We start from the raw sequence: 19,698 nt of genomic DNA, 5'->3' as shown, positions 1-19,698 counted from the left end.
GCAATTGACGTTGGGTTAGATCGCAGCCGTGACGATAAACTCGACCTTGTATTTCGGCGCAGCGAGTTTGGCTTCGCTGGTGGCGCGGGCCGGCGGGTTTGCCGGGTCGATCCAGGCTTCCCAGACAGCGTTCATCTCGCCGAAATAGGCGATGTCGGAGAGATAGATAATCGTCTGCAGGATTTTCGACTTGTCGGAGCCGGCTGCTGCGAGCAGGCGGTCCACTTCAGCGAGCGCCGACTTGCACTGATCGGTGACGCTTTCGCCCTCACCCACCTGGCCGGCCAGATAGGCTGTGTTGCCATGGATGACGACGCCGCTCATGCGGGCGCCGGGCTCGATGCGCTTGATGCTCATGAAAATGCTCCTGGATTTTGAGCTGCGGGAGGAAGTCTCGCAGGAAGGCGAGACGTTCGGAATTTCAGCCGCGGATATGCTGGCTCTTCTCGTAGATCGCCGTCGACCGCGCGCCGGAGCGGCAGAAGCCGAGCATCGGGCGCGGGAATTCATCGAGCGCGTCGACCATGGCCTTCACGCCTTCCGCATCAACGCCCATACGACCGACCGGGATGTGGCGGATATCGATACCGAGTTCCTTGGCGCGTGCGGCAATGTCGGCGAATTTCGGCTGGCCCGGCTCCTCGTCGTCGGGGCGGTTGCAGACGATCGACTTGAAGCCCATCGCCTTGATCCGGTCGAGGTCTTCGACGGTGATCTGACCCGTGACGGAATACTCGTCGTTGATCTGTCGGATATCCATGGCGCAATCTCCGTTTTATCGCGGCGCAAGCATTACGACGGTGCCGCGGGGGCGTCAATCGCAGATGAAACACCTGTCAACCGAAGCTGAACCGCAACCCGTATTCGATGCTTTCACCCGGCTTCAGCATCTCCAGCTCCCCCTTTTCGGCGAGTTCGTGGCGGCTTGCCAGCCGATGCGAAACCGGCTCTATTCCAAGAACATGCGCGGGCAATTTCTGGTTCCGCCAGATCTGCAGATACGGCAGCGTGTCGGTCCGGAATTTCACCTTCAGCGTCAACCCGTCGATGGCGGCAATCGGACCGAGTGCGATTTCCGCCCATTGCTCGCCTTGCTGTAGTGCCGGCACACAGAAGACGCCACCGGGATCGTTGCCGAACGTCCAGGGAAAGCCGCCTCCCTCCAGCATCCTCCCGGTAAGCCGCACATGCTCGTCAAACAGCCAGGCACCGATATTCATGTGGTACATATGCACCGGTGCAAACGGTCTTCTGCCGGTATTGGTCACCCTGTCCGAGAGCCTCACCTCGCCTGTCTGCCCGTCGATCCGCCAATGGCGCTCCAGGAGGGCCGGTTCCCCCGTCGCCATCTTCACCGCAACCCGCGCATGGCACTCGGCATCCTCCCCTTGCGTATCCCAGAAGAGGATTTCGGCAGCGTGCGATGAGAAGGAACCATGCAACGGATACTTTTTGCCGTTATCCCTCCCTTCGATCGGCTCCGGGTGACGAATGTGATCCGGTCCACAGGTGAAGAGAAAACCTTCGAGCGAGTGATCGATTCGTGGGTCGCCGTCATCGGGAATCGCTCGTCCGGGCGAAAGGTCGGTTCCGCCGATGAAACAGCCGCCGATATCGAGCATGGAGGTTTCATCGAGGAAAAGCTTCGGGCCATTGGTCGCAAAAAACGCCTTCATAATCATCCCCTTCACGGATTCGTTAAGGCCTCTAGCCGATCGCGATGAGAATTTAACGCCACGTTCATCACGAATTCACTTTTTTCACACTACCGTCAAAATTACCTTGTCTGTGGCGATAGGGTATGGAGCGGGAACGAACGGCCGATATCCCGATTACGTGTAGAGAGCAAACAGGAACTCGGTGACATCGTGAAGCGGTTATTTTTCGCAAGCGCCAGCCTCGTCGTTTTGACCGTGATCCAGGGGGGGCCTTCGGCCGAGGCACAAAGCCGGTACGATCGGTATCCGGCCGATACGATTCTGGTCGCCCCTGATGGTGCGATCCTCGACTACGTGCCCGATCGCGGCGACATCGTCATCAGCCGCGATGGCATGGGCCGTCGCGTCTTCATCGACCGCTACGGCAATGTTCTGGCGACCGAGATCCGTCAGGAGACATATCGGCCCGCCCGCGCCGAAGAATATCCGCCAGCACCCGGTGGCTATCGTCGCTTCCGCGATCTCGGCGGCTACCGGGACGGTTATGGTTATCAGGATTATCGCGACTACCGTCCGGGTGAGCCGGGCGGCGTCACCGGCGCAATACCGGGCTCAGGTTCTGTTACTCGCATGCCTCTGGACGAGCAACCGATGCCTGGCGCAGACGACACCTATCCCCAGGAGGCGTCGATCGAGCCGGACCAGCAGGCCATAGAAAGCCTGCATCCGCAAAAGCCGATCATTGCAGTGACGAAAAAGCCGCAGGCAGAGGTTGCTGCTCTTCAGGTTTTCCTGGATCGGGAAGGCATTTCGCCCGGCGTCATCGACGGCCATCTCGGAGAGAATGTCAACAAGGCGATCGCCGCCTGGCAGGAAATGACCGGCGAGACGCTCGATCCGAACAATTCCGAGGACATCATGCAGCGCCTGACCTATTCGGGCGGTCTACCTATCATCGACTATACGATTACCGCCGCCGATGCGGCCGGTCCCTATGTTGCGGCAATCCCGGAAGACTATGCCCACAAGGCCCAACTGCCCGCCATGTCTTATACCTCGGTGACCGAAAAGCTCGCCGAACAGTTCCACATGGACGAAAACTACTTGAAAGCATTGAATCCGGGTGTGGACTTCACAATTCCGGGCACAATCATCAAGGTCGTCAATCCGGGCCAGCCGAAGGCCGGCCAGGTAACCCGCATCGTCGCCGACAAAGGCAGGAAACAGGTCTTCGCCTACGGCGCCGACAACCAGCTCATTGCCGCCTATCCGGCCACGATCGGCTCGACCGATACGCCCTCCCCGACCGGCACGCACACGGTCCAGCGTATCGCGTTGGATCCGGGCTATACCTACAATCCCAAGATCAACTTCAAGCAGGGCAACAATGACCAGATCCTGCAGATTCCACCTGGTCCGAACGGCCCGGTCGGCAAGGTCTGGATTGCACTCTCCAAGCCCACCTACGGCATTCACGGCACGCCGGAACCCTCCAAGATCGGCAAGACCAACAGCCACGGCTGCGTGCGCCTGACCAACTGGGATGCGACGGAACTCGCCAAGATGGTAAAACCGGGCACTGTGGTCGAGTTTGTCGAATAAGCAGATACGAACAAGGCGCTCTCCGGCGCCTTGCTTCAATCCAGATACGCTTTCACCATTCAAGCGGCGTTGCGACCGAGCCCGAAGAGGCGGGAGACTGCCGAGCGGGTGATCTTGATCGGCATCAGACGCAAGACTTCCTGCGCAAAGGCGGCTGCATTTTCTCTGGCCTTGTCGACATTGCTGACCTTCGCAGGGTCGAGCGTATGGAGCGTGCCGCCGATCTCGAAAAGTTCCTTGAACGCGATGCGCTCACCGATCGGCGTGTCGAGAACGTGAACGCCGCGGGCCGCCAGCAAGCCCTTGATCATCAGCAACGCCTTGGTGGTGACCATGGAGGTCACACGGGTGAGCACGACCGAATGGGCGATGTCGAGATTGGCCTTGTCCTTCAGGAAGGACAGGAGATCGAGGATCTGTGCCGCACCCTTGGCATCCATGGCCGAGCCCTGGACCGGGATCATCACGTGATCCGAAAGGCCGATCGCGGTGGTGACCAGCGCGTCACGGGCGCCGGCAAGGTCGATGATGAAATAGTCGGTCCGCGGTCCCATCTCGCGCAGATGACACTGCAGAGAGGCGATGGTGACCTCGGATATAACCTCGATGTTGCGAACATGGCCGGAAGTCTCGAACCACTGGCTGATCCATCGTTGCGGATCGCCATCGATAACCGTGACGCGAAACCCCTGATGGGCAAGTTCGGTGGCAAGCAGCAACGCCGCAGTCGTCTTTCCGGCACCGCCCTTGGCATTGGCAAAGGAAATTACAGGCATTTTCGGTCCTCGAAGAAGTCTTGAGCCGCATCGCTCACGAGGACACCGGCTAACATGGTGTCTTGGGGACCATCCTTGCGAAACATGGTTAACGAATTGTAAATTTAGCAATCATTAATATCACTCAGGAAATTTAGCTTTCGGCCCTAAAATGTGGAAAATCCGGAGGTTTTACGCCTCCGGGTTCAGTTAACGACCATCCGTGGACAGCCGGATCAAAAGCACTCGAGGAAAAGAGCTTTGGTATTCTCGAGTGTCATCGGCACCGGATTGCCGCCGCAGCTCGGATCTTCGATCGCCATCGCCGTGAGTTCATCGACCCGATCGGGCGCAATACCCATGGCCGTGAGATTTTCCGGCACGCCGAGATCCGAACGCAGGGATAGGACATAGTCGTAGAAGCCGTCAAAGCCGCCGGAAATGCCGAGATAGGCGGCGGCCCGAGCTATCTTCTCCTCGATCGCCGTGCGATTGAAGCGCAACACCGGCGGCATGACGACAGCGTTCGTCATGCCGTGATGGGTGTTGTAGATCGCGCCGATTGGATGCGAGAGCGAGTGGATTGCGCCAAGCCCTTTCTGGAAGGCGACGGCTCCCATGGCCGCCGCGGACATCATGTTGGTGCGGGCTTCGATATCGGAGCCATCCTTGTAGGCGCGCGGCAGGAACTCTTTCACAAGCCGCATGCCTTCAAGCGCGATTCCAGCCGACATGGGATGATAAAAGGGCGAGCAATAGGCTTCCAGGCAATGGGCGAAAGCGTCCATGCCGGTACCCGCGGTGATCACCCTGGGCATGCCAACCGTCAACTCCGGATCGCATATCACCACGCCCGGCAGCATCCTCGGATGGAAGATGATTTTCTTCACATGCGTCGCAGAGTTGGTGAGCACCCCTGCCCGCCCGACTTCGGACCCCGTGCCCGCCGTGGTCGGCACGGCAACGATCGGCGCGATCTTCGAAGCGTCGGCGCGCGTCCACCAGTCGCCGATGTCCTCGAAATCCCAGACCGGCCGCGTCTGACCGGCCATGAAGGCGATCAGTTTACCGAGGTCGAGGCCCGAACCGCCGCCAAACGCGACAACACCGTCATGACCGCCATCCTTGTATGCCTTGATGCCTGCTTCGAGGTTCTTCTCGTTCGGGTTGGGATCGACCTCAGAGAAAACCGCCCGCCCTAGGCCGGCTTCGTGGAGCACGTCGAGCGCATGGGCGGTGATCGCCATTGACGCCAGTCCCCGGTCGGTGACAAGCAGCGGTTTCTTCAAGCCCAGCAGCTTGCAGGCCTCCGCCAATTCCTTGATCCGCCCGCGTCCCAGCTTAATGGCGGTCGGATAGCTCCAGTTCGCGACGATATTCATTTCGTGGCCTTTTTCAGGTGATAGGATTTAGGGCGAGTCAGGTTGTGGATGCCGAGCACGGAAAGCGAGCCGCCCCGACCCGTCTCCTTGACACCGGTCCAGACGAGTGCCGGATCGAGATAGTCGCAGCGGTTCATGAACACGGTGCCGGTCTCGAGTTCGCGACCGATCCTGCCGGCGCGGGCCGCATCTTCCGTCCAGAGCGAAGCGGTCAGGCCATACCGACTGTCGTTCATCAGGGCGATTGCTTCGTCGTCAGTCTTCACCTTCATGATGCCGACGGCAGGACCAAAGGTCTCTTCGCGCATGAAGACCATGGAATGGTCGACATCGATAAGCACCTGCGGTGCGAGATAGGCGCCGCCGTCATCGGCCGGAAAAAGCTTCGGATCGACCAGGGCCTTGGCCCCCTTCGAAACCGCATCGGCGACCTGCTCGCGCACCACCTTGGCAAACCGCTTGTTGGCCATCGGCCCGAGCGTCGTTTCCTTGTCGAGCGGGTTGCCGAGCTTGTAGTTAGACACCCAGGCAACCGACTTTTCGACGAACTGGTCGTAAAGCGATTCGTGCACGTAGATGCGCTCGATGCCGCAGCAGCACTGGCCGGAATTGTAGGTGGCGCCGTCCATCAGCGTATCGACGGCCGCATCGAGATCGGCATCCTCCATCACATAACCCGGGTCCTTGCCGCCGAGTTCGAGGCCGATCCCCGTGAAGGTTCCAGCCGCCGACCGCTCGATCGAACGGCCGCCTTCGACGGAACCGGTAAAATTGACAAAATTGAAAAGCCCTTGGGAAATGAGCTTCGCCGTCGTCTCATGATCGAGGAAAAGGTTCTGGAAGACGTCCTCCGGAACGCCGGCCTCCACGAAGGCGCGCACCATGCGCTCGCCGACCAGCAATGTCTGGGCCGCGTGTTTCAGGACCACCGTATTGCCAGCCATGAGCGCCGGCGCAACCGTGTTGATCGCCGTCATATAGGGATAGTTCCAGGGCGCGATCACGAAGACGACACCATGCGGTTCACGCTCGATGCGGCGTTCGAAGCTGGCGCTGTTCTCGACCACCATTGGCGCCAGCGCGTCGGCCGCAATGGACGCGACATAGTTGGAACGCTCGTTGAAGCCCTTGAACTCACCGCCATAGCGGACCGGGCGCCCCATCATCCAGGCCAGTTCCGGCACCACTTCATCGGCCATCTCGTTGAGCCGCGCGACACCCTTCAGCACCAGTTGCACGCGCTCTTCGAGCGGCCGCTTCGCCCAGCTCTTCTGTGCCTTTCGGGCACGGCCGACGGCCTCCACCGCGTCTTCGAGCGGCATCGCCGGACGTTCGGCATAAACCGAGCCGTCGACCGGCGAGATACATTGGATCATGGTCATGATCAGCATTCCTGTTTCTGATTTCGTGGTGGAGAGATTTACGCTCTCTCGAAGCCGCGTGCCACTTCCCAGTCCGTAACCCGGCGGTCGTATTCCTCCTGCTCCCAGCGAGCGGCCCGGACATAGTGGTCGATGACGTCATGACCAAACGCGGTTCGAAGGAGTTCGGACGAGGACATCAGCTCGGTTGCATCGCGCAACGTTTTCGGGATTTCCCGCACATCCGTGCCGTGATAAGCGTCGCCGACAAAGGCGGGTTCCAATTCCATCTTCCTTTCGATCCCGTCAATGCCTGCCGCGATCAATGCAGCCATAGCGAGATACGGATTGAGGTCGGAGCCGCCGACGCGGCATTCCACGCGGATTGCCTTGGTTTCCTCGCCACAGAGGCGGTAACCGGCCGTGCGGTTATCCTTGGACCAGACGGCCTTGGTCGGCGCGAACGTACCGGCCATGAAACGCTTGTAGGAATTGATATAGGGCGCCAGGAAATAGGTGATCTCGCTCGCATGCGCGAGCAACCCGGCCACGTAGTGCTTCATGGCATCCGACATGCCATGCTCGCCATCCTTGTCGAAAAAGAGTGGCGTGGTGCCGTCCGAACTCCAGAGCGACTGGTGGATATGGGATGAGCTGCCGGCGGCACCGTAGTTCCACTTGGCAAGGAAGGTGATGGCTTTCCCCTTCGACCAGGCGATCTCCTTGCAGGCGTTCTTGATGATCACATGCCGATCGGCCATGGTCAGCGCATCGGCGTAACGAACATTGATCTCCTCCTGGCCGGCGGACGCCTCTCCCTTGGAATTCTCGACCGGAATGCCGGCCCCTTGCAGGCCGGTGCGGATCGCCCGCATCACCTCCTCTTCCTTGGTCGTCTGGAAGATGTGGTAGTCCTCGTTGTAGGCGCTGGCGAGCTTCAGATTTCGATAGCCGCTTTCGCGGGCGCTGTCATAGGGTTGGTCGAACAGGAAGAATTCGAGCTCGGTCGCCATGAAGGCGGCCATACCCATCGCTTCCAGGCGCTTCACCTGCTTCTTCAGGATCGCACGAGGTGAATGCGGCACTTCCTCATGGGTGTGATGGTCGAGCACATCGCAGATGACCAAGGCGGTTCCCTCTAGCCACGGAAGTTTCCGCAGCGTCGAAAGGTCCGGCTTCATCGTATAGTCGCCGTAGCCCTGCTCCCAGCTCGACGCCTTGTAACCGGGGACGGTCTCCATCTCGATGTCGGTCGCCAGCAGATAGTTGCAGCTATGGGTTTCCTTCCAGGCGCCCTCGACGAAATATTCCGCCTGGAACCGCTTGCCCATCAGTCGCCCCTGCATATCCACCTGGGCGGCGATGACGGTGTCGATGCGCCCCGCGGCGACGTCGAGCTTCAGATCATCGAAGGAATAACTTGCGGCCATGCGTTTCATCCACTGCTTGAAAAATGGGAGGCGCGGCCCGGAGGCCGCGCCTATTCAATGCAATCAGGCGAGCGAAGCCGCCTCCTTGTGCTCCATCGCGAATTCCTCTTCTGGCGAGAGGATCAAGCGATGCCTGCCGACGGCCGCGAAATAGGCGATCGCGATGGCAAACCAGACCACGACCCAGAGCACACCCTTGGTGAAGTTCGGATCCTGGACCTGGTAGAGCAGCGTGACGACGGCGATGATGATCGTCAACGCGGCCCCCGGAATGCCGAGCGGCGAGCGGTAGGGTCGCTCGATATTGGGCAACTTCCTGCGCAGGATGATGAAGGAAATCGCCTGCATGATGTAGGAGAACATCGCGCCGAAGACCGCCATGTTGAGCAATACGCTGCCGATGATGCTGCCGCCCTGCTCCGCGCCGAGCGAGAACCAGATCACCAGCATGACAGCAAGACCGATAACCGAGCCGGCGACCATCGCAACGTATGGCGTCTTGTAGACCGGATGGGTCACCGAGAGCGCAGTCGGGAAATAGCCGGCACGAGACAGGGAATAAACCTGACGCCCCTGCGCATACAGGATCGTGTGGAAACTGGCGATAAGGCCCGTCAGCGCCACGAGACCGAGGACCACCACGCCGCTATCGCCGTAGACCGCCTTGAACCCGTCGAGCAGCGGCTCAAGCGACGACCCAAGATGGAAGGAACCAACACCCGGTACCGACGGATTGAGCAGGACAATCATGAAGGCCGAGACCATCAGCGTTATCATTCCGAGAATGATACCTCTCGGCATGTCGCGCTTCGGATCAACGGATTCTTCCGCCGCCAGCGGAAGCTGTTCGATGGCGAGGAAGAGCCAGACGGCAAAAGGAAGTGTCGCAAGCACGCCCGAAAAGCCGAAGGGGAACCAGGAACCGTTACCCTCAGGCAGTTCGACCGCGGCGCCATCCGGGCCGACACCGATGTTCAGGGCCCAGCGGGAGAAATCCATGCTCGGGATTGCGCTGATCCAGAAGAACACCAGTACCGCCAGCGACAGGATCGTGATGACCAAGGTCACCTTGAAGGACAGTTCCAGGCCGAAGACGTTCAGCGCCAAGAAAATCGCGTAGAAGACTATCCATATAAGCGGCGAATAGGCGGGATCGAAACCGAAGATCTGGTTCACGTAAGCGGTGATAAAGGTAACGATGACTGCCGGCGTGAGAACATATTCGACGTTTTCACAAAGTCCGGTGACAAAGCCACCCCAGGGACCCATGGCCGTCCGAGCGAAGGAATAGGCCGCCCCCGTATGCGGCAGGGCCGGGCTCATCTCGGCAATCGAGAAGGTGAGACCGACATACATGATGGCTATGATGATGCCGGCGACCAGCATGCCGCCCCAGCCGCCGGTCGAAAAGCCAAAATTCCAGCCGGAAAAGTGACCGGAAATGACGGCTCCGACGCCGAGCGCCCAAAGCGACCAGACCCCTGCATAACGGGAAAGCCCGCGTTTTTCGAAATAGGATGCGTCGGCCTTCTTGTAGCTGACACCTGCAGATGAACTTTCCATGCCCTTCTCTCCTGATCAAAGAAACGGGCGGCTGGCCGTTATGGCCAGCCCCACCCCAGTCGACATGCTATGGCGCCGCCCGCTTTTATCGGTGTCGGCGCGCCCGCAGCTCTCGCTGCTCCCCCGGGGCCTTATTCCTGGATGTCTGCGAGGCTTTCCCGCAGCAATCCAGTCAGAAAATCGGCCGCGACCCCCTGGCCGATTTCGTCTGCTATCAGGTCGTTCCTGATCTCGATCATCACGTTCAGAAGCCCCGCCGGCAAGGCCTGGATTTCCAGAGTATGGGTGACGCCGTCCGCAGGGCCGTAAGGTTCGTTGCGCTCGACACGGTAGAGATTCGTGTCTGACGCCGCCTTCAGCATCCGGTCGGCAAGCCGGCTATCGGTATCGTGAAGGATACCGATCTCGACCGGCCGCTCCCTGCCGAAATAGACCGGGGTGAAACTGTGGATGGTGACGAGTACCGTCGGCTGTCCTCTTTCCCGTCGCGCTGCGATCTCCTCGCGGATACGGCCGTGGAAGGGCATATAAAGCGCGGCAGTGCGGCGCGAGCGCTCGGCCTCCGTCAGGTTTTCATTGCCGGGGATCCGGAAGACTTCCGAGACGCTCGGCATCGCCGCGGGAGATTCCGGCGGTCTGTTGCAGTCATAGATAAGGCGGGAAAAACGCTGGTAGACGAGGGTAGCATCAAGGCTTTTTGACATGCGCCGCGCGACCGCCAGCGCACCCGGATCCCAGGCGATATGAGACGACAGGGCCTCGTCGGAAAGCCCCAGATTGCCATAGCGTTCCGGCAGGCGCTGTGAGGCGTGCTCGCAGACCAGCACCACCTCTCCCCTGCCGTCGGGATTTTCCACGGCAACGGGCTCGCCATCCATTTCGCCGAGAACTTCCGACTGCACCAGCATCAATGCGTCCCGCACAATCTGATTAAAATGGGAATAAGAAGAGAATTCTTCACTTTTTGGTCGCCGTCAATGAGATTCTGAAAATTTCTCTTCAAAAGCACCGTTGACTTCTCCTCGGAAACGATTGTTAATTCCGTCAGGAAACCGGCGCAGACCGGAGGGAACAGCTTTCGTGCCACCAACAGCACGCACCGTATCGGATGTCATTCGTGTTCGCTACGACAGCCTGACGCGCGCGGAAAAGCAGTTGGCGGACAGCCTATTGGAGAACTATCCCGTGTCGGGGCTTGGCAGCATCACGACGATCGCGGACAATGCAGGCGTTTCGACGCCGACGGTCGCGCGCATGGTGCAGAAGCTCGGCTACAAGGGATACCCAGAGTTCCAATCGCATTTGCACCAGGAGCTCGAAGCGACGATCTCCAACCCGATAGCGAAACACGACCGCTGGGCCTCCAACGCGCCCGGCACACATATCCTCAACCGTTTTGCCGATGCTATCACTGCCAACTTGCGCGATACTTTGTCTGATCTGGACACGACGACCTTCGAGCACGCGGCTGCACTTTTGCGTGACCGCGATCGCAGCATCTATTTCGTCGGCGGTCGTATCACCGGTGCGCTGGCAGAATATTTCTTCACCCACATGCAGGTCATCCGTCCCAAGACGACACTGATCTCCAACAATTCCAGCTCCTGGCCGCAGCACGTGCTCAATATGAGCGCCGGCGATGTGCTGGTGATTTTCGATATCCGCCGCTACGAGCAGGAGATGGCGACGCTGGCGGAGGCCGCGAAGGCAAACGGCGTCGTCATCATCTTGTTCACGGATGTCTGGTCGTCCCCCGTTGCGAAATACGCGCAACACGTCTTCAAAATACGGATCGAAGCGCCGTCCGCCTGGGATTCTTCCGTTATCACTCTCTTCGTTGTGGAGGCGCTGATCGAGGCGGTACAGAGCGCCACATGGGAGGAGACACGCGAACGCATGAACTCTCTGGAAGGCCTGTTCGAGCGGTCAAGACTTTTCCGCCGCCCCAACCGTCAGACCCGCTCCGACTGACATCGGAGGCAAATGGAATATGCCGGCAAATCCGGGATTCATGAGCAAATGCTCACACTCCGGGCTGTCATATACGATACATAAACTGGCTCTACGAGTCGCGCCCGACGCGACCTGAACCCTAGGAGGATACCGTGCTCAACAGGACCCAACGTCTTCTTTCGATGACGACTGCCATCGTCATCGCTTCGGCGAGCCTCGCCGCCGCCGAGCCGAGCGCCGAGCTGATTGCTGCCGCCAAGAAGGAGGGCACGTTGACCACGATCGCCCTGCCCCATAACTGGTGCGGCTATGGCGACGTGATCGCAGCCTTCAAGGCCAAGTACGGCATCGAAGTGAATGAACTGAACCCGGATGCCGGCTCGGGCGACGAGATCGAAGCCATCAAGGCCAACAAGGGCAACAAGGGCCCACAGGCTCCGGACGTGATCGACGTCGGCCTCTCCTTCGGCCCCTCCGCCAAGGCAGAGGGCCTGCTGATGCCGTACAAGGTCTCAACCTGGGATACTATTCCGGATAGCGCCAAGGATGCCGAAGGCTACTGGTATGGCGACTATTACGGCGTTCTCTCCTTCGTCGTGAACACCGACATCGTGAAGGACGCGCCAAAGGACTGGGCCGACCTGAAGAAGCCGGAGCTCGCGAACTCCGTCGCTCTCGCCGGCGATCCGCGCGCGTCGAACCAGGCTGTTCAGGCCGTCTATGCCGCTGGTCTGGCTGCCGGTGAAAAGGATGCAGCCAAGGCCGGCGAAGCCGGTCTTTCGTTCTTCGCCGAGGTCAACAAGGCCGGCAATTTCGTTCCGGTCATCGGCAAGTCCGCCTCCCTCGCGCAAGGCTCGACCCCGATCGTGATCGCCTGGGATTATAATGGCCTCTCCTGGCGCGACTCGCTCAAGGGCAATCCGCCGGTCGAAGTCGTCGTCCCGGCTTCCGGCGTCGTCGCCGGCGTCTACGTCCAGGCGATCTCCGCCTTCGCTCCGCATCCGAATGCCGCCAAGCTCTGGATGGAGTTCCTCTATTCGGACGAAGGTCAGCTCGGCTGGCTGAAGGGCTATTGCCACCCGATCCGCTTCAACGATCTTGCCAAGAACAACAAGATCCCGAAGGAACTGCTCGACGCCCTGCCGCCGGCCGCAGCCTATGAAAAGGCCACCTTCCCGACTCTCGAAGAACAGGCAACCGGCAAGACCGCGATCACCACCAAGTGGGATGCGACGGTCGGCGCCAACGTGCAGTAATGTGACGTAATCGGTCTCCCCGTGACATGCGGGGAGACCTTCTCCTTCCTCGGGCGAAACCGGAACGCATGAGCACCGCCACCACGTCTTTCATCGACCGCCGCATTGTCGTCGACTGGCTCGGCATCGCGCCGTTCATGATCTTCGCGCTGATGTTCCTGATCATCCCGACGCTTTATCTGGTGACGGGCGCTTTTTTCACGCCGGACGGTGAGTTCACCTTCAAGAACATCGTCGACCTCTTCACGCCGTCGATCATGAGCGCCTACTGGATTTCGATCCGGGTTTCGGTGGCTTCGGCGCTCGGCGGCGCGGTGATCGGCTTCTTTCTCGCCTGGGCGATCGTGCTCGGCGGCGTACCCGCCTGGGTCCGCTCGGGGCTGCTGACGTTTTCGGGAGTCGCGTCCAACTTCGCCGGCGTACCGCTCGCCTTCGCCTTCCTCGCCACGCTCGGCCGCACGGGTCTCGTCACCGTTCTGCTGCGCGACTGGCTTGGCTTCAACCTCTACTCGACCGGCTTCAACATCCTCTCCTTCTTCGGCCTGACCATCACCTACATGTTCTTCCAGATTCCGCTGATGGTGCTGATCCTGACGCCGGCACTCGACGGCATGAAGAGGGAATGGCGCGAGGCCTCGGAAATTCTCGGCGCTTCGACCTGGCAATATTGGCGCATGGTGGCGCTTCCGATCCTCTGGCCAAGCCTGATGGGCACGACGCTGCTTCTCTTCGCCAATGCCTTCGGCGCAATCGCGACGGCCTATGCGCTGACCGGCTCCTCGCTCAACATCGTGCCGATCCTGCTCTACGCCCAGATTCGCGGCGATGTGCTGCACAACGCCAATCTCGGCTATGCGCTGGCACTCGGCATGATCGTCATCACCGGCATCTCCAACATCCTCTACATCTGGCTGCGCACCCGCGCTGAACGGTGGCAGAAATGAAGACGAGCAAGATCCTGGCCTGGATCGCCATCGCCATCGGTCTGATCTACTTTTTCGTGCCGCTGATCGGCACCTTCGAGTTCTCGCTGCGCATGCGGCGCGGCGAATATTCCCTCGACGCCTATCAATCCGTCTTCTCGGATATGCAGTTTCGCGAGACCTTCGGCTTCTCCATGCTGATGGCGCTCTTCACCATCATCTTCGGTATGCTGCTGGTCGTGCCGACTGCCTACTGGGTACGGCTGCGCCTGCCGCAGATGCGCCCGGTCGTCGAATTCATCACCCTGATGCCGCTCGTCATCCCGGCCATCGTCATCGTCTTCGGCTACCTGCGCCTCTACAATTCCTCGTCCTGGCTGCCCTTCACCGGCTCCACCCAGGGCACGAACGCCCTGCTCGTGCTCTCATACATCACGCTTTCTCTGCCCTACATGTATCGTTCCGTCGATACGGCGATGCGGGCGATCGACGTGAGAACGCTGACGGAGGCCGCCGAGATTCTGGGCGCCAAATGGCCGACCATCATGTTCCGCTGCATCTTTCCGAACGTCATGTCGGGCGTATTGTCCGGCGCCTTCATCACCTTTGCGATCGTCATGGGCGAATTCACCATGGCAGCGCTTCTCAATCGCCCTGCCTTCGGCCCTTACCTGCAACTCGTCGGCGCCAACAAGGCCTACGAGCCGTCCGCGCTCGCCATCATCGCGTTTGCCGTCACCTGGCTTTCGATGGGGCTCATCCAGCTCGTGTCCCGTTTCAGCAAACTGGCGCCTTCGCGTCCTTGAGGAATTTCCTGCATGTCGTTCTTGGTACTCGAAAACATCAAGAAGAGTTTCGGACAGGTTCAGGTCGTGAAGGACTTCAATATGGCGATCGAAAAGGGAGAGTTCGTCTCCTTTCTCGGCCCCTCCGGCTGCGGCAAGACCACCGTGCTGCGCATGATCGCCGGCTTCGAAGCCCCGAGCGACGGAACAGTCGTTATCAATGGCAAGAACCAGAACCGGCTCAAGACCAACCAGCGCAACATCGGCATGGTCTTCCAGGCCTATGCGCTTTTCCCGAATATGAACGTCTTCGACAATGTCGCCTTCGGCCTCAAGGTTGCCGGCAAGCCGAAGAGCGAGATCGAGACGCGCGTGAAGGAGATGCTGGAACTCATCCATCTGGAACATCTCGCCGACCGCTATCCCTACCAGTTGTCCGGCGGTCAGCAGCAGCGCGTGGCACTGGCGAGGGCGCTTGCCCCGAAACCGCAAGTCCTGCTGCTCGACGAACCGCTTTCGGCGCTCGACGCCAAGATCCGCGTATCGCTGCGCGAGGAAATTCGCCAGATCCAGAGCCGGCTCGGCATCACTACGGTCTTCGTAACCCACGACCAGGAAGAGGCGTTGTCGATTTCCGACCGCATCGTCGTCATGAATGCCGGTCGGGCCGACCAGATCGGCACGCCATCGGAAATCTACAACCGTCCTGCCACCCGCTTCGTTGCCTCCTTCGTCGGCACGCTCAACATAATCGAAGCGGCCGTCGTCGATCCGGCGGCCAACACCATCAAGGTCGGCGAGAATGTGGTGAAGTTGCGGGAACCCGTAGGTGCGCTGAAAGGCGGCGACAAACTGTCCATCGCACTTCGCCCGGAAGCCGGTTCGCTTTCCGACAACGCCAAAGGCGATACGTCGCTGACCGGCAAGGTCACCTCCTCGCATTTCCTCGGCTCGGTGATACGCACCAAGATCGACGTCGGCGGCAACCAGATTTCCTTCGACATGTTCAATGCACCGGACGCCGTCATGCCGCAGGCGGGTGAGACCGTGACGCTGCGCTTCAACGCCAGCGACTTCCTGATCGTCCGCGAGTGATGGGGGCGACGTTTTTTAAAGTCATGCTCGAGTCTATCCCGAGCATCTGCCGTGTTTTCTCCCGGAACTCAGTAGATCATCCTCCGGACAAGCCAAAGGATGATGACCTTGGCCTCAAGCCGCGTCGTCCACCGCATCCTGAGCGGATGACGGCACATAGTTGAGGACCGGGCCGAGCCAGCGCTCGACCTCCTCGATCGCCATGCCCTTGCGTCTGGCATAGTCCTCGACCTGGTCCCGTTCGACCTTCGCGACGCCGAAATAATAGGATGCGGGGTGGCCGATATAGAGGCCGGAAACGGAGGAGCCCGGCCACATGGCGTAGCTTTCCGTGAGCTCGACACCGGTCGCGTTTTCCGCGTCGAGTAGCCGGAACAGCGTCGCCTTTTCGGTATGGTCAGGCTGGGCCGGATAACCGGGGGCGGGCCGGATACCGGCATAGGCTTCTGCGATCAGATCGTCGGAAGAAAGTGTCTCGTCCGCTGCATAGCCCCAGAATTCCTTGCGGACACGCGCATGCATGCATTCCGCAAAGGCTTCTGCAAAACGGTCTGCCAGCGCCTTGACGAGGATCGACGAATAATCGTCGTTCGCCCGTTCGAAACGCTCGGCAATCGCCACTTCCTCGATGCCTGCCGTCACCACGAAACCGCCGACGTAGTCCTGAAGGCCGGTCGCAACCGGCGCAACGAAATCCGAAAGCGCCACGTTCGGCCGGCCGTCCCGCTTCGAAAGCTGCTGACGCAACGTGAAGAATGTCGCCAGTTCCCGCTTGCGGCTCTCGTCCGTGAAGAGGCGGATGTCGTCGCCAACCGCATTGGCCGGCCAGAAACCGATGACTGCGCGCGGCCGGAACCACTTTTCGGCGATGATCTTCTCCAGCATCGCCTGTGCATCGGCATAAAGCTGACGGGCCGCCTCACCCTGTTTCTCGTCCTCCAGGATCGCCGGAAAGCGACCCTTGAGCTCCCACGTCTGGAAGAACGGCGTCCAGTCGATGTATTTCGCCAGTTCCGCTAGATCATAGGTCTCGAAAACCTTCGTGCCGGTAAACTGCGGTTTCGTCGGCCTGTACTCCGACCAGTTGAGTTTTTCGGCATTGTCGCGGGCACGCGCGATCGAAAGGCGCGTCTTCTCGGCCTCGGAACGGGCATGGGCCGCGGCGACCTTGGCATATTCCGCCTTCACGGTGCTGACGTAACCGGGCTTCGCTTCGGGCGAAAGCAGCGAGGAGACGACGCCGACCGCGCGGCTCGCATCGTTGACATAGACCGCCTGGCCGCGATCGTAGCGCGGGTGGATTTTCACGGCCGTATGGACGCGGCTCGTGGTGGCTCCGCCGATCAGCAGCGGAATATCGAAACCCTGCCTCTCCATTTCGGAGGCGACATGCACCATCTCGTCGAGCGACGGCGTGATGAGGCCGGAAAGCCCGATGATATCGACCTTCTCGTTGATGGCCGTCTCGAGGATCTTCGTGGCCGGCACCATGACGCCGAGGTCGATGATCTCGTAATTGTTGCAGGCAAGCACGACGCCGACGATGTTCTTGCCGATGTCGTGGACGTCGCCCTTTACGGTCGCCATCAGCACCTTGCCGGCGGACTTCTTCTGGTCGCCGCCGTTGAGGCGCTTCTCCTCTTCCATATAGGGCAGGAGCACCGCCACCGCCTGCTTCATGACGCGGGCGGATTTCACGACCTGCGGCAGGAACATCTTTCCCGAACCGAACAGGTCGCCGACCACGTTCATGCCGGCCATCAGCGGCCCCTCGATCACATGCAGCGGCCGCTCGGCCGACTGGCGCGCCTCTTCGGTATCCGCCTCGATATACTCGGTAATGCCGTTGACCAGCGCATGCGAAAGCCGCTTCTCGACCGGCCATTCACGCCAGGCGAGATCCTGAGCCTTTGCTTCCTTGGTTCCGGCGCCGCGATAACGCTCGGCGATTTCAAGCATTCGCTCGGTCGCGTCGTCGCGGCGGTTGAGCACCACGTCCTCGCAGGCCTCGCGCAATTCCGGATCGATGTTCTCGTAGATCGCGAGCTGGCCGGCATTGACGATGCCCATGTCCATGCCTGCCTGGATGGCATGGTAGAGGAACACTGCATGCATCGCCTCGCGCACCGGCTCATTGCCGCGGAAGGAGAAGGAGAGGTTCGAGACACCTCCCGAGACATGCACCAGCGGCATCTTCTCGCGAATAGCCTTCGTCGCCTGGATAAAGGTGAGGCCGTAATTGTTATGCTCCTCGATCCCCGTGGCGACGGCAAAGATGTTCGGGTCGAAGATGATGTCTTCCGGCGGGAAATCCGCTTGTTCGGTCAGGAGCTTGTAAGCCCGCTCAGCGATCGATACCTTGCGCTCGTAGGTATCCGCCTGCCCCTGCTCGTCGAAAGCCATGACGACGACCGCCGCGCCATAGTTGCGCAACAGCTTCGCCTGGGCGAGAAACTTCTCCTCGCCCTCCTTCATGGAGATCGAATTGACGACCGGCTTGCCCTGCACGCACTTGAGACCGGCTTCCATGATCTCGAACTTGGAGGAGTCGAGCATCAGCGGCACGCGGGCGATGTCCGGCTCGGCGGCGATCAGGTTGACGAATTCGACCATCGCCTTTTCGGAATCGATCAGGCCCTCGTCCATGTTGATGTCGATGACCGCGGCACCGTTCTCCACCTGGTCGCGGGCGACCGCAAGCGCTGCGGTAAAGTCGCCGGCGGTGATCAGCTTGCGGAACTTGGCCGAACCGGTGACATTGGTGCGCTCGCCGACATTGACGAAAGGCACGTCCTTGGTGAACACGAAGGGTTCGAGGCCGGCGAGTGCCATGAACGGCTTGTGCTCCGGCACTTCGCGCGGCCCGAACGACGCGACCGCATCGGCAATCGCCCGGATATGCTCCGGCGTCGAGCCGCAGCAGCCGCCGACGACGTTGACCAGACCTTCCTCGGCGAAGCCATGGATCTGCCGCGCCATATCGTCCGGCGTCTCGTCGTAACGGCCGAATTCGTTCGGCAGGCCGGCATTCGGATAGGCCGATATGAAGGTATCGGCAACTGACGAAAGCTCCTGCAGATGCGGCCGCATGGCATCGGCGCCGAGCGCGCAGTTGAGGCCGATCGTGAACGGCTTGGCATGGCGCACGGAATACCAGAAGGCGGACGGCGTCTGGCCGGAGAGCGTGCGGCCGGAAAGGTCGGTGATCGTGCCGGAGATCATTACCGGCAGATGGATGCCCTTCTCGGCGAAACGCTCGGCGCAGGCGAAGATCGCCGCCTTGGCGTTCAGCGTATCGAAGATCGTCTCGATGAGGATGATGTCGGCGCCGCCGTCGATGAGGCCATCGAGCTGCTCGCCGTAGGCAAGCCGCAGGTCGTCGAATGTCACCGCGCGGTAACCGGGATTGTTGACATCGGGGGAAATGGAGGCGGTACGATTGGTCGGCCCGATGGCGCCGGCGACGAAGCGGCGGCGCCCGTCCTCCTTCTCGGCCCTGAGTGCGGCACGGCGCGCCAGGCGCGCACCGTCACGGTTCAGGTCGTAGACCGCATTCTCCATCTGATAGTCGGCCTGGGCGATGCGGGTCGACGAGAAGGTGTTGGTCTCGAGGATATCCGCCCCCGCCTTCGCGTAGCGATAATGGATTTCCTCGATCGCCTGCGGCTGCGAGAGGATCAGAAGATCGTTGTTGCCCTGCTGATGGCAGGCGCAGCCGGCGAAACGCTCGCCTCGGAACTGTTGCTCGTCGAGGCCGAGACCCTGGATCTGAGTGCCCATGGCGCCGTCGATGACCAGGATGCGCTCCCGCGCTGCGGCCTGAAGCGCGGCAAGAATTTCCGCGCCGTCGCGCCGAGAGGCTTCGGGGCCGAAAAGTTCATCGAACATGTCATATCCTTATCATCTTTGGATCGCTCAATAACCGCATAAACATA

Annotated in this window: 16 protein-coding genes; 6 read left to right on the top strand and 10 right to left on the bottom strand. The window is 60.4% G+C overall.

Annotated features, from left to right (window positions below):
* Window positions 1–15: 15 nt before the first annotated feature.
* The 3 genes from J2046_RS15710 to J2046_RS15700 all read right to left on the bottom strand — a co-directional run bounded on the left by J2046_RS15710 (window position 16) and on the right by J2046_RS15700 (window position 1,676).
* Window positions 16–357, bottom strand: coding sequence for a RidA family protein (locus J2046_RS15710; protein ID WP_037147585.1), 342 nt, complete (start codon window positions 355–357; stop codon window positions 16–18).
* A 64-nt stretch (window positions 358–421) separates the two neighbouring features.
* Window positions 422–760 carry a protein tyrosine phosphatase family protein gene (locus tag J2046_RS15705; RefSeq protein ID WP_210053283.1) on the bottom strand — a complete coding sequence of 113 codons (339 nt, stop codon included), beginning with the start codon at window positions 758–760 and terminating at the stop codon, window positions 422–424.
* 76 nt (window positions 761–836) lie between these two features.
* On the bottom strand, window positions 837–1,676 hold the full coding sequence (locus J2046_RS15700; protein ID WP_210053282.1) for a DUF4432 family protein: 840 nt from the start codon (window positions 1,674–1,676) through the stop codon (window positions 837–839).
* A gap of 192 nt (window positions 1,677–1,868) precedes the next feature.
* On the opposite strand from J2046_RS15700, the gene J2046_RS15695 reads away from it, so the two are divergent.
* Entirely contained in the window at window positions 1,869–3,260 is a 1,392-nt protein-coding gene (locus J2046_RS15695) for a L,D-transpeptidase family protein (protein WP_411828506.1), read from the top strand.
* Window positions 3,261–3,319: 59 nt separating this feature from the next.
* Here the strand turns inward: J2046_RS15695 and J2046_RS15690 are convergent, their stop codons facing one another.
* The 6 genes from J2046_RS15690 to J2046_RS15665 all read right to left on the bottom strand — a co-directional run bounded on the left by J2046_RS15690 (window position 3,320) and on the right by J2046_RS15665 (window position 10,659).
* The gene (locus tag J2046_RS15690) at window positions 3,320–4,036 is read right to left on the bottom strand and encodes a ParA family protein (protein ID WP_210053280.1); all 717 of its coding nucleotides are present in this window, start codon (window positions 4,034–4,036) and stop codon (window positions 3,320–3,322) included.
* 215 nt (window positions 4,037–4,251) lie between these two features.
* A complete protein-coding gene (locus J2046_RS15685) occupies window positions 4,252–5,397 on the bottom strand; it encodes an iron-containing alcohol dehydrogenase (protein ID WP_210053277.1) in 1,146 nt (381 codons plus the stop codon).
* A complete protein-coding gene (locus tag J2046_RS15680; RefSeq protein ID WP_210053275.1) occupies window positions 5,394–6,779 on the bottom strand; it encodes an aldehyde dehydrogenase family protein in 1,386 nt (461 codons plus the stop codon). The genes J2046_RS15685 and J2046_RS15680 overlap by 4 nt, the downstream gene beginning before the upstream one ends.
* Before the next feature lie 38 nt (window positions 6,780–6,817).
* Entirely contained in the window at window positions 6,818–8,188 is a 1,371-nt protein-coding gene (locus tag J2046_RS15675) for a glutamine synthetase family protein (protein ID WP_210053273.1), read from the bottom strand.
* A gap of 63 nt (window positions 8,189–8,251) precedes the next feature.
* Window positions 8,252–9,751 carry an amino acid permease gene (locus tag J2046_RS15670; RefSeq protein ID WP_210053271.1) on the bottom strand — a complete coding sequence of 500 codons (1,500 nt, stop codon included), beginning with the start codon at window positions 9,749–9,751 and terminating at the stop codon, window positions 8,252–8,254.
* 131 nt (window positions 9,752–9,882) lie between these two features.
* Window positions 9,883–10,659, bottom strand: a complete 777-nt coding sequence (locus J2046_RS15665; protein ID WP_210053269.1) for an N-formylglutamate amidohydrolase — start codon at window positions 10,657–10,659, stop codon at window positions 9,883–9,885.
* A gap of 172 nt (window positions 10,660–10,831) precedes the next feature.
* On the opposite strand from J2046_RS15665, the gene J2046_RS15660 reads away from it, so the two are divergent.
* The 5 genes from J2046_RS15660 to J2046_RS15640 all read left to right on the top strand — a co-directional run bounded on the left by J2046_RS15660 (window position 10,832) and on the right by J2046_RS15640 (window position 15,763).
* Complete coding sequence (locus tag J2046_RS15660) at window positions 10,832–11,722, top strand: MurR/RpiR family transcriptional regulator (RefSeq protein ID WP_210053267.1); 891 nt, start codon at window positions 10,832–10,834, stop codon at window positions 11,720–11,722.
* A gap of 134 nt (window positions 11,723–11,856) precedes the next feature.
* A complete protein-coding gene (locus J2046_RS15655) occupies window positions 11,857–12,960 on the top strand; it encodes an ABC transporter substrate-binding protein (RefSeq protein ID WP_210053265.1) in 1,104 nt (367 codons plus the stop codon).
* 68 nt (window positions 12,961–13,028) lie between these two features.
* Window positions 13,029–13,904 (top strand): ABC transporter permease, encoded by an 876-nt coding sequence (locus tag J2046_RS15650; protein ID WP_210053263.1) that lies wholly within the window; start codon window positions 13,029–13,031, stop codon window positions 13,902–13,904.
* Window positions 13,901–14,689 (top strand): ABC transporter permease, encoded by a 789-nt coding sequence (locus tag J2046_RS15645; RefSeq protein WP_210053261.1) that lies wholly within the window; start codon window positions 13,901–13,903, stop codon window positions 14,687–14,689. Before J2046_RS15650 ends, J2046_RS15645 begins: the two co-directional genes overlap by 4 nt.
* Before the next feature lie 12 nt (window positions 14,690–14,701).
* Window positions 14,702–15,763 carry an ABC transporter ATP-binding protein gene (locus J2046_RS15640; RefSeq protein ID WP_210053260.1) on the top strand — a complete coding sequence of 354 codons (1,062 nt, stop codon included), beginning with the start codon at window positions 14,702–14,704 and terminating at the stop codon, window positions 15,761–15,763.
* A 114-nt stretch (window positions 15,764–15,877) separates the two neighbouring features.
* Here the strand turns inward: J2046_RS15640 and metH are convergent, their stop codons facing one another.
* Window positions 15,878–19,651, bottom strand: coding sequence for a methionine synthase (gene metH, locus J2046_RS15635; protein ID WP_210053259.1), 3,774 nt, complete (start codon window positions 19,649–19,651; stop codon window positions 15,878–15,880).
* Window positions 19,652–19,698 lie beyond the last annotated feature (47 nt).

The sequence above is a fragment of the Neorhizobium petrolearium genome (genome assembly GCF_017873175.1).
GTDB lineage: Bacteria > Pseudomonadota > Alphaproteobacteria > Rhizobiales > Rhizobiaceae > Neorhizobium > Neorhizobium petrolearium.
Note: the sequence above shows the minus strand (reverse complement) of the source record. Positions and strands in the feature narration are given on the sequence as shown.